This is a genomic window from Enterococcus sp. AMC1251 (assembly GCF_058216535.1).
On sequence record NZ_CM177098.1, the window covers coordinates 3,102,786 to 3,114,582 of the forward strand.

Genomic DNA, 11,797 nt, shown 5'->3' on the forward strand with positions numbered 1-11,797 from the left:
AAAAGCGTAACAGGCTCGTTTAGTTCTGACTGGAAAATAGGAAAAATCGATTGAGGTGCTTTTTACCTCACTCTATTTTTATCTTTTCCCGAAGAGCTAGCCTGTGAAGCTAGATAAGTTTAAAAGTGTAACAGGCTCGTTTAGTTCTGACTGGAAAATAGGAAAAATCGATTGAGGTGCTTTTTACCTCACTCTATTTTTATCTTTTTCCCGAAGAGCTAGCCTGTGAAGCTAGATAAGTTTAAAAGCGTAACAGGCTCGTTTAACCTCGACTGAAAATCAGAAAAATACGAGGATGACACTTTTTGTCACATTCTTATCTCATCTTTTTCCCGAGCGACTGGCTCATGAAGCTAGGTAAGCTCAAAAGCATATCCGTTCATTCTTCTTCAACTGCTATTGTCTTATACTTTTCTTGTCTTAATGCTGTTGTAAATAACGCTACTTCTTGTAACCAAGCAGCTTCTCTCATATCTTTAGGTACTTTTAATCGAACAGACATTTTTTCATTCTCTACAGCAAGATCCGCTTTTAGCTGAGTGTGAGATAATGCTTCAAAAATTTGCTCTACATTGTATGTTTTTGTACCGATTTTACTTAACGTAAATGTAATTTCTTGCTGTCTTTTACGGATTATTTCAATCAATGCACGATCGCCGTCCATTTTGATTTGTCCTGTCGTTAGTAAATGAGCCACTTCATCTGGGTATTCTCCAAAACGATCAAGCAAGTCGGCTTCTAGTTCATCATACATATCCATATTTTCTAACTGACGAATCCGTTTGTAAATTTCAATTTTTTGACGCTCATCTGAAATATAACTCGTTGGTAAATAAGCATCAATGCCCAAGTCAATCTCAACAGATGTTTTTTGATCTTGGATATTTTTCCCTTGTTTGCGAGCAACCGCTTCTGAAAGCATTTGAGAATACATATCAAAACCGACAGAATCGATAAACCCATGTTGTTGTGCACCTAATAGATTTCCTGCTCCACGAATGGATAAATCTCGCATCGCAATTTTGAATCCTGACCCTAGTTCAGTAAAATCTTTGATTGCTTCTAAACGCTTTTCGCTAACTTCATTTAGAATCTTTTGCTGTTCATACATAAAATAAGCATATGCGACTCGATTACTTCGACCGACCCTTCCACGTAATTGATACAACGTAGATAAGCCCATATAATCGGCATTTTCTACAAACAGAGTGTTTGCATTTGGAATATCTACACCTGTTTCAATAATCGTAGTCGTAACTAAAACATCATATTGACGTTCAATAAAATCAAATAGAGTATTTTCTAATTGAACCTCAGTCATCTGACCATGCGCGTAAGCAATTCTAGCATCTGGAACAAGTGCTTGGAGTTCTTCAACTTTTTGTTCGATTGTATCTACACGATTATAGAGATAAAAAACTTGTCCGTCACGAGCCATTTCTCTTTCGATCGCTTCTCTGATTGCTCCTGGATTATTTTCCATGACATACGTTTGAATTGGATAACGATTTTCTGGTGGGGTTTCAATCACTGAAAGATCACGTACCCCAAGCATCGACATGTGAAGTGTTCTAGGAATCGGCGTCGCGGTCAGTGTTAAAACATCGACTTGCGCTCTTAATTGTTTCAAGCGCTCCTTATGCTTTACGCCAAACCGTTGCTCTTCATCGATCACAAGTAAACCCAGATCACTAAAATTTACATCTTGAGAAAGTAAACGATGGGTTCCGATGACGATATCTACTTGGCCATGCTTGATCTTTTCGATTGTTTCATTTTGCTGCTTTTTCGTTCTAAAACGACTTAATAATCCAACTTCTACAGGAAAACCTTCAAAACGATCCATCATAGTCTCATAATGTTGCTGAGCTAAGATGGTTGTTGGAACTAAAAAAGCAACTTGTTTGTTATTGTTAATGGCTTTAAAAGCAGCCCGTAAAGCCACTTCCGTTTTTCCATAACCTACATCACCAACTAGCAGTCGATCCATTGGTCGTGTTTTTTCCATATCGTGTTTAATTTCAGCTGTACTACGCAATTGATCATCTGTTTCACTATATGGAAATGCATCTTCAAATTCCTTCTGATAGGCATCGTCTGGCGGAAAAGCATAGCCTTTTTCTGATTCTCTTGAAGCATAAAGTTGGATCAAATCGTCGGCGATGTCTTCAATTTTTGATGTGACTTTCCGTTTCGTCTTACTCCATTCACTGCCACCTAATTTATTAACTTTCGGTGATTTCGCCTCAGAAGCTACGAACTTTTGAATCAGGTTAAGTTGCGTGACTGGAATAAATAACTTGTCATCATTTTGATATAATATCGTGATATAGTCTTGGTGGACGCCATCAACTTCTAGTGTTTGCATCCCAATATATTTACCTATACCATGATTGGCATGAACGACATAATCCCCATTTTTTAGATCACTATAGCTTTTTAATCGTTCTGCATTGGAAACTGTTTGACGTCGTGCTCGTTTTTTCGTTGTGGTGTGGAAAATTTCTTTTTCCGTGATGGCTACGATTTTTTCCACAGGTAATTCAAAACCGGATTGTAATGCTCCTTCAACGATTTGGATTTTTCCTTCTATTAGTTTATCGGCAGAAGCGGTCACGCTTGTTATATCAAAATCACGAAACAACTCTTCGACTTTTCGACTGCGTTCTCTCGTTGGTACAAAAACAACAACGGTCTGATCTTGTTTTTGCCAGCGATCCATTTCCGTTTTTAATAATGGCATTTGACCGAAGAACTGCTGCATCGAACGATATTGAAAATTATGAATCGCTTGAAAACGTAGATTGCCCATGCCTTTTTGAAATAAAGAAAAGAATGTTGTCGCAAAAGTCATTTTCCTTACTTGTTCATGAAACGCCAAACCAAAAGTCTGCTCTGGAAAAACACGCATTTCTTCTAATTTAAGCACTTGCCATTCATTTTCTTCACGAATGATTTCGCGCTCTGCTTCTAAAATCCGCGCATAATCATCCACAAAAACTAAGCTGTCTTCCGATAAATAATCTAGCAAAGTCGTTTTTGTTTCATATAAAAGATCCGTATAATAATGAGCCGTATCGGTAGGAATTCCTTGACTCCAAGAGGTTGACAACTGACCAAAGTACTCCTGAAGAAAATCTTTTTCAGCAGCATCTTTGGCAATTGCCACTCTTTTTTCTAGAGCTTTAGTTAGTTCTTTTTCGCCATGGTTTAAGTCTTCTTTTGAAAATACAAGATCTGTCATAGGAGAAAGTGTCACAGATTCAATCCCACTTACAGAGCGTTGGGTATCTGCTTCAAAATAACGTAGAGAATCAATTTCAATATCGAATAATTCTGCTCTGACTGGATATTCAGAGTTCAATGGATAGACATCGACGATACTCCCACGAACACTAAAATCACCCGGTTTACCAACTAAAGATTGACGCTCATAGCCCATCAAAACTAGGTGTTGCGCCAAGGTATCCAGTTCGATTTCTCCACCAATTTCCCAATGTAGCTGCGCTTGTTCCCATGTTTGTTTACTCGGTAAATATTTTCTTAAACCCGCTACTGGAACAACGATGATCCCAGCATTGTCTGTTAAAAGAAAATTAAGCGCCGCTACTCTTTCTGCTCTAGCTTCGGGTGAAGAAAAGGCCATTTCAGCAGACAGCACTTCATCCACAGGAAATAGATACACTTCTTCATCCGATAAAATATTACGAAAATCTTCAACTAGCTGATTACCATAATAAAGATTTGGAACAGTTACAACGATTTTTTTATTTTTTTCTTTAAAGCCACCAGCCATGACCAATGTTTTAGCAGAACCGGCTAGTCCTGTGATTAGCTGGCGAGTATTTCCGGTTAGTTGTTTTTGCCAATCCTTGGCTAGTTCACTTCCACCAATTCGTTCAATGATGTTCAAAACAAGCTCCTCCTTCTATATTTTCTATTCTACTTATTTTCCATTAAACTGATTCATGGTATCAACAAAGGTATGACCTTCGCACGCATAGATCGCTGCGTCTGCGGCGCTTTTCACTGCTAGCAAAATTTCTTCGTGTTTTTCTTTTGGGAAACCTGTCAATACATGATGAATGACTGTATTACTGCCAATCGGACGACCAATACCAACTTTGATTCTTGGAAACACATTTGTTCCTAAGTGAGCAATCAAGCTTTTCATGCCATTATGTCCACCAGCACTCCCTTTTTCACGTAAACGAATCTTACCAATTTCTAAATCTAGATCATCATAAATAGCGATCATTTCTGTATCTTTCACACCATAATATGTCATTAACGGACCCACCGATCGACCGGACTCATTCATAAAGGTCAGCGGTTTGACCAACATGATTTTTTCTGTTCCTATAAAAAATTCAGCGATATCTGCTTCAAACTGGCTTCTATTAAAACTAGCATTGTACCGATGAGCGATTTCATCCACCGTAATAAACCCGATATTATGTTTTGTTTCTTTGTATTTACTTCCTGGATTACCTAATCCGACAATCATTTTCATTTATTTAATTCTCCTTAATTTAAGAGGTATTTTTTCCCATCATTTATCCATTCTTCAACACAAAATATCTGGGCAGGGGGATCCCTTGCCCAGTTTTTTTATAATTATACCATAAAACATGTGATTGCCGTCTCATTAATATTCTTAAAAAAGCCATAAGCTTAATTTATTCCGTTTAATAGGAAAAAAAATCACAACTAGTGAACAATCACACATGAAGGACCCCCCTATGAAACACCCTTAAAAACTGTATTATTTTACATAAACAAAAAACGTGACAAAACTCACAAACGGTGGTATTATCATTGTGATAAAACAATTATTAGAAAGGAATGATACACATGACTGCAGCAGTTGGGAACAAAGACCACCAAAAAGTAATTTTAGTTGGAGATGGCGCTGTCGGATCTAGTTATGCTTTTGCCTTAGTCACTCAAAATATTGCGCAAGAAGTTGGTATTATTGATATAGATATAAAGAAAACCGAAGGAGATGCCGCTGATTTGTCTCATGCTTTGGCATTTACTTCTCCCAAAAAGATTTATGCAGCTACCTATGACGATTGTCATGATGCTGATCTTGTCGTATTGACTGCAGGTGCTGCACAAAAACCTGGCGAAACAAGAATCGATTTGGTTCATAAAAATTTGAAGATCAACAAACAAATCGTTACTGCAATCGTTGATTCTGGCTTCAATGGTATTTTCTTAGTTGCAGCTAATCCAGTTGATATTTTAACTTATTCTACATGGAAATTCTCTGGATTTCCAAAAGAACGCGTTATAGGTTCTGGAACTTCTCTTGATTCTGCTCGTTTCCGTCAAGCAATCGCTGAGTTAGTTGATGTAGATGCTCGTAATGTCCATGCGTATATTTTGGGCGAACATGGAGATACTGAATTTCCAGTTTGGTCTCATGCCAATGTTGCTGGATTACAAATTTATGAATGGGTCAAAAACAATCCTGATGTTGATGAAGAAGCAATGGTTAACCTGTTCTTTAACGTAAGAGATGCCGCTTATTCAATTATTGAAAAAAAAGGAGCGACATTCTACGGAATCGCTGCTGCTTTAGCTAGAATCACAAAAGCGATTTTAGATGATGAAGATTCAGTCTTCCCACTATCTGTTTACTTAGATGGCGAGTATGGACAAAATGATATCTACATCGGTGCTCCTGCCGTAATCAATCGTCAAGGAATCAAGCAAGTGATTGAAATTCCATTAACAGATTCTGAAATGGATCGTATGAATGCTTCTGCTAATGCACTGAAAGACGTGATTAAATCTGCTTTTGAAAAATTTGAAGCAGAGGATAATTAAGAAAAAGACAGTAGAAAAGCTTTATCAGACGTCATTTTGATTTCTGATAAAGCTCTTTTTGTTAAAGGTCTATTTTACCTTCTCTACTTACCTTAACAAATACTCTAACATAACATCTGAGTCTTTTTCTTCAACATTTCCAGCATAATTCGGTGTCGCTAATGACAAACTGCCACTTTTATTCATAAAAACATATAGATTGCCAGACATATCAAGACCTTGATCACTGAACAGCCGATCTCCCAGTACTAGCTCTGTATTCACTTGTACTGTCCGTATTTCATTCGTCTCTGCAGAAAAAATACGGATTGGTTTTGTGGGCGTTAGCTGATACGAGATTTCATAGCTCGTCACAAACTCTCGTTCTGGTCCCTTATTGATAAAGGAAGCTATTCCTCGAGTCTCCTCTTCAAATGTCCATTCGATTATTTGAGGAATATTCATCCCGTTTCTTGTAAATACACCTTCTGCTTTTATCTCATTCAGCGATACTTCATAGGGATAATGTTTATTTCCATCTGAGGGTGACGTTTCTTGGGGATTTGAATGTTCAGATGATTGGCTTGTTGTAGATAGAGTAGAACTACTTGGACTTTGCGCTGTCGTTTGACTAACCGAACTATTTCTGCTGCCCTTGCTTTCACTTGTACTAGTATGAGCTTCTTTCGTTTTACCTTTTGAACATCCCGCCAATAATAAAAACATTCCTAAACAAATTATTACAGCCCTTTTCATATTTTTTTTTACAGTCTCCTTAATTTTCTTTACAACTTTCCGCACCAAAATAAATGGCTAGAAAAACGCTAACTCAGACTATTAGCCTCTATACAAAATACTTTTTTGTGTTAATGCTTCTTTGATACCGTTAAGTGTGTCTTCATTTTCACAACGAATTGTATGTAAATGAATACCGCCAGTTAGCTCAGATAATAACGAGGCACTGCTTTTTTCATATGCTTTAACAAACGCTTTCACTTCTTTTTCTGTGCGTATATGCAGCCCTCCGGTTAACTCCCCGTAAATCGGATGTTCAACCACCACATCCAGCACTTCGCCACCTAAAGAAACAATCGTCAGTAATTCATCTTCAGTTTGCTCAGGCGTATGCTGGCAAACTATTTTTCGGACGATGCCTTGCTTGTCTTTTTCAGACTCAAGCACATAGCCTCTAGCTGTTGCTTTAATTTCGTAACCTGCGGCTCTTAACAGTGCCACATCTCCAACCACAATTTGGCGACTGACCTTGAATTCTTTTGCAAAGCGACTGGCACTCATAGGTTTATCTGATGATTCTAATTCCAGTAAAATTGCTGCTCGTCTTTTAATACCATCCATCAAAATTCCTCCTGTCGCCTCTTAGTCCATTTGCTTTTGCTGGAACCTCTTCGAAGCATCCATAATCCCTTGATAGGTTTCTTTGATTGTTTCTTTGTATTGATCGTTCACTACGTATGTGTCGATTTCCGCTAAGACTTCTTGTTCTCTTGAAACATCTAGAATTGGCTGCTCTGATGTCTCTTTAATCGTAGCGATTGCTTTGACTACTTCCATTCGTTCTTCTAACAAAGCAACGATTTGTTTATCTACTGCATTAATCTTGTCACGCTGAATCATAAGTGGCGATCGTTTTTCGTCTAGTTTGATTTCTTTGATAATTTTCGCTGGATTTCCGCCAATTACACAATTATCAGGAAATGATTTTGTTACGACAGACCCAGCCGCCACTACAACGTTATTCCCTAAAGTTACACCGGGCGTGATTACAGCACCACCACCAATCCAAACATTGTCTCCTATAGTAATTGGTTTACCATATTCCAACCCGCTATTTCGTTTAACTGGATGTAACGGGTGCGTAGCAGAGTACAATTGGGCATTCGGTCCAAACATACAGTTGTCCCCAATCGTAATTGGGCATATATCTAGAAAAATACTGTTGAAATTGGCATAGAAATTTTTCCCAACATGAATATTAAACCCGTAATCAAAACTGATTGATGGTTCAATGTAGCTGCCGGTCCCAGTTGTTCCAAATGTCTCCTCTACTAATTGACGGCGAATTTGACTGTCTTCTTCTTTATTGATCAATTTCATTTGTTCTCTCGCAAATTTGCGTGCTGTTGCTAGTTCTGGATCGCCAGCAAAATAAAGTTCACCATCAATCATTTTTTGTCGTTCTGATTTTATTTCCTCCATATTAAAACTCCTCTGTTAAATATTTTCGAAGACCTTTACTGCATCTTGTTTAAAAAAGTAAGCATCTTTATTTAATTGAACTGCGGTTTGGTTGATCACTAAAATTTTTGCGGTATCTGCTGCATAATGGATCAAGTCACAAAATGGATGCACTTGAAAACTTGTCCCTGCAATCACAATTAGTTCTGCCTTAGAAACAGCTTCAATTGATACAGCAATTGACTTTTCATCTAATTCTTCTTCATACAATACGATGTTAGGACGAATTTGCCCACTGCATTGATTATGGCGATCTGATAATAAATATGTTTTCACAGAAACTTTTTGTCCGCAGTTTCTGCAATAACAATCATACAAATTACCATGAAAATTAATCAAATGCTTTGTTCCTGCCGCCGCATGAAGCCCATCGATATTTTGAGAAATAATCCACACGTCCTTGGCTTCTTCTAATGCTACAATTTTCGAATGAATAATATTCGGTTTTGCCTTAGGATGATACAAGGTTTTTACAAATGAATAAAATTTCTCTGGTTCTTCTAGCATGCATGAACGGCTTAACAAATATTCAGGTCGTTCAACGCCACGATAAATCCCAGAAAGCGAGCGATAATCAGGTACACCGGAAGCAGTCGAAATACCTGCACCCGTTAAGAATGTAATTTTTTCAGCTTGCTCGATCAGGTTTACAGTTTTTTGTTCATCAATAATTTGCATCATTTCATCTCCTATTAGGTTTATTATAGCGTAAATAAGGAGTCGAGAGAAAAAATATTCACATAAACTGGAAAAGAAATAACTTATTCTACTCAATTGAAACACAATTCGCAAACAAATATATAGACGTCAAAATCAAGTGGGAAGCTTTTGAGAATGTCAGTTTTTCACGGTCTTTTCATGACAAACAAAAGAGAACGTGATAGAATACTTAATGTATAAAAGTGAGGTGAAACTTCGTGGTAGCATTTATTATTTATTGGGCAGCTATTTTGGTCTGCATCGCTTGGGGCGTATTAAGTTTATGGTTTTCAATCTATTATCTTTCACGTAAAGAAAACGGAAATCTTTGGGCTTTCGCATTCTTTAATGTTCTTGCAGCTATTGTTTTGGCTATTGTTTTAGTTATTTATAAAACATGGGATTTTGATATTTCAACATATTCTAGCTTGATCTACACAATTTTAGCTTCATATGGTGTCTTAACAGTCTTACAAGCTATTTTAGGCCGCGAACCTAAAGAAGCTGCTAAAGTTTAATTTTATTATCAAAAAGCGCGGAACAAAACTAAAAATCAGTTTTGTCCCGCGCTCTAAATCTGAATAAACGGCGAGAAAAAAGCAGACTACACTCCGTTCCGATCACATCAATGTATCATGTATCAGAGCTAAACGCTTTTATCTCGGCCTTTTTTCTCTATTATTTTTTCAATTGCTTGATCGCATTTTGTATTTCTGCAAGTACTTCTACTTCTGGCTCTACCTCCAACAACTCAGTTAAAATAGCGAGCCATTTTCCGGCTTCCTTATTCCCTAATTTACCGATCGCCCAAGCAGCTGTTCCTCTGATTACAGGCCGAACATCTTCTTTTGCACAAACTAATAGTTCCGGTAATGCACTACGGTCACCCAAATTTGCTAAAGCAATCAACGCATTTCTTTGTAACGGTTTTTTCCCTCGCCAAGAACCAGAGAGATGTCCAAATTGGGTTTTAAATTCTTTGTTTGACAAGCTTAATATTGGTTTTAACTTAGGGTATACAGTCTCAACGTCAGGCTCCATTTCTTTATGGAAATGAAAATCCTTTCCTTTGTTATAAGGACAAACCAATTGACAAATATCACAACCATAAATTACATTATGCATTTTCCTTCGGTATTCTTCCGGCATCATATCTTTGGTTTGGGTTTGATAAGATAAACATTTTTTAGCGTTCATACTGCCGTCTCCTAAGAGTGCTTGAGTAGGACATGCTGTAACGCAACGAGTACAATCCCCACAACCAAAAGGAATAGGCGTATCTATTTCAAAATCAATGTTGGTTACAATCTCTCCTAAATAAACAAAAGAACCAAACTCTTCTGTGATCAACAACCCGTTTCTCCCGATAAACCCTAAGCCAGCACGTTGCGCAACTGCAACGTCAACCAATTCTCCAGTATCCACTTGAGGTGCAAAGCGCCATTCGCCTGATCCCTCTAAATTTTGAGCTTGTGACTGAATAAAGTCAATCAATTTTGCCAATCGATCTCGCAAAACATCGTGATAATCAATCCCCCAAGACGCTCTGGCAAACATTCCTCGTTTTTCATCTCGTGGCACCTTTTCTTCGATTTTAGTTGGGTAAGCTAAGGCAATAGAAATAATCGTTTTGGGATTTTCAAATGTTTTTTCCGGGTAAATTCGTTCTTCAATCACTTGGTGTTCAAAACCTGAGTTGTATCCTCGATCTCTCTGTTCTTTTAATGAATTTTCTAACTCATAAAAAGGTTCAGCCGAAGCAAAACCGATTTTATCAATTCCTAAATGCTTACTTTCCTCTATGATTTTTTGCTTTAACGTCATTTTATGTACTCCTTATTTTGAAAAAGGTCGGGACAGAAGAATTCAACCTCAAGAACCGAGTAGCTATAATATACCTTCAGTTCATTCCGCTCACTTTATTATAATCTACTCGTTAAAAACTTGTCACCCTTTTGCTTGTTTTGTAACTTGCTCATAGACGTTTGCTATTTCCAGTAAACGGTCCACTGACAACAACTTTCCCCCTCATATGACCTGCCTCTACATCTGCAGTGGCCTTTTTCAAATTCTCTGCGTTTATTCCATCTGAATATGTTTTTCCGACGGTTGCCACTATTTTTCCTTCTTCTGCAAGTTGGCTAATCAAAGCCAAAGCTTTTCCTTGCGAATCGATTTCGTAATCAAAATCTGTTTTAGCAAACATGTACTCAAAATCAAAGCTAATAGATTTATTTTTCAAACGGCTAATATCTAGTTTTTCATCTAGACCAACGATTGTACCTACATGTCCAAAGGGTTTGACAAGATCCGCTATGGTATCAAAATAGGGAATAATATTAAATAAAACAGCTGCATAGTCAATTGTGTGCGTATTTGATTGGGCTAAGCTCAATTTAAGATCTTGATGGTAATCAAGAGGATAAGATACACCGACTTTTTTTAACCAGTCAAAATTTTCTGGGCTAGACGTAGCATAAACAGTCATCCCAGCCCAATGAGCAAGTTGGTTTAAAATTGATCCTACACCGCCTGCTCCATTAACCACTAAAATGGTTTTTCCTTGATTAGCCTTTTCTTTTGGAATCAAATCAAATTTTTCAAATAGCAATTCATAAGCTGTTAAAGCTGTCAACGGTAACGATGCTGCTGCTTCGTCACTCAAATTACTCGGAGCTAAAGCTGCAATTTCTTCGTTCACTAATTGGAATTCTTGGTTACTACCTGCTCGTCTTGTCGTCCCAGCATAAAAAACACGATCACCAACAGCAAATTTTTTAACATTTTTACCAATAGAAACAACTTCTCCAACGCCATCAAAGCCTAAAATTTTTAATTGCTTTTGTTTTTTTGTCATTTGTCTCAATTTAGTATCTACAGGATTTACAGAAACAGCTTTGACTTTTACAAGAATGTCTTGCGAATCAGGTGTCGGAATTAACCTATATTCATCTATAAAACTCGCTTCATTTCTAATTGGTAATCCTTCAAAAAAACCGATAACGTTCATTTGGTTATTTTCATACAT

10 protein-coding genes are annotated in these 11,797 nt (G+C 37.4%); 2 read left to right on the forward strand and 8 right to left on the reverse strand.

Going from position 1 to position 11,797, the window contains the following annotated elements; genetic code table 11:
* Positions 1-379: 379 nt before the first annotated feature.
* On the reverse strand, positions 380-3,904 hold the full coding sequence (gene mfd / locus AC4BBR_RS14705) for a transcription-repair coupling factor (RefSeq protein WP_490462134.1): 3,525 nt from the start codon (positions 3,902-3,904) through the stop codon (positions 380-382).
* 42 nt (positions 3,905-3,946) lie between these two features.
* Positions 3,947-4,513 (reverse strand): aminoacyl-tRNA hydrolase, encoded by a 567-nt coding sequence (gene pth, locus AC4BBR_RS14710; RefSeq protein WP_490460220.1) that lies wholly within the window; start codon positions 4,511-4,513, stop codon positions 3,947-3,949.
* A 341-nt stretch (positions 4,514-4,854) separates the two neighbouring features.
* On the opposite strand from pth, the gene AC4BBR_RS14715 reads away from it, so the two are divergent.
* Positions 4,855-5,835: an L-lactate dehydrogenase gene (locus tag AC4BBR_RS14715; protein WP_490460221.1), complete on the forward strand. Its 981-nt coding sequence runs from the start codon at positions 4,855-4,857 to the stop codon at positions 5,833-5,835.
* An 87-nt stretch (positions 5,836-5,922) separates the two neighbouring features.
* On the opposite strand, the gene AC4BBR_RS14720 is transcribed toward AC4BBR_RS14715, so the two are convergent.
* The 4 genes from AC4BBR_RS14720 to AC4BBR_RS14735 form a co-directional block, all read right to left on the reverse strand.
* Positions 5,923-6,570 (reverse strand): hypothetical protein, encoded by a 648-nt coding sequence (locus AC4BBR_RS14720; RefSeq protein ID WP_490460222.1) that lies wholly within the window; start codon positions 6,568-6,570, stop codon positions 5,923-5,925.
* An 81-nt stretch (positions 6,571-6,651) separates the two neighbouring features.
* Entirely contained in the window at positions 6,652-7,170 is a 519-nt protein-coding gene (locus AC4BBR_RS14725; RefSeq protein WP_490460223.1) for a transcription repressor NadR, read from the reverse strand.
* Positions 7,171-7,191: 21 nt separating this feature from the next.
* On the reverse strand, positions 7,192-8,031 hold the full coding sequence (locus AC4BBR_RS14730) for a chorismate mutase (protein ID WP_490460224.1): 840 nt from the start codon (positions 8,029-8,031) through the stop codon (positions 7,192-7,194).
* Between the two features lie 15 nt (positions 8,032-8,046).
* Complete coding sequence (locus tag AC4BBR_RS14735; protein ID WP_490462135.1) at positions 8,047-8,748, reverse strand: NAD-dependent protein deacylase; 702 nt, start codon at positions 8,746-8,748, stop codon at positions 8,047-8,049.
* A gap of 239 nt (positions 8,749-8,987) precedes the next feature.
* On the opposite strand from AC4BBR_RS14735, the gene AC4BBR_RS14740 reads away from it, so the two are divergent.
* Entirely contained in the window at positions 8,988-9,287 is a 300-nt protein-coding gene (locus AC4BBR_RS14740) for a hypothetical protein (RefSeq protein ID WP_490460225.1), read from the forward strand.
* A 160-nt stretch (positions 9,288-9,447) separates the two neighbouring features.
* Here the strand turns inward: AC4BBR_RS14740 and queG are convergent, their stop codons facing one another.
* Positions 9,448-10,593, reverse strand: a complete 1,146-nt coding sequence (gene queG / locus AC4BBR_RS14745; RefSeq protein WP_490460226.1) for a tRNA epoxyqueuosine(34) reductase QueG — start codon at positions 10,591-10,593, stop codon at positions 9,448-9,450.
* 151 nt (positions 10,594-10,744) lie between these two features.
* On the reverse strand, positions 10,745-11,797 hold the full coding sequence (locus tag AC4BBR_RS14750) for a zinc-binding alcohol dehydrogenase family protein (protein WP_490460227.1): 1,053 nt from the start codon (positions 11,795-11,797) through the stop codon (positions 10,745-10,747).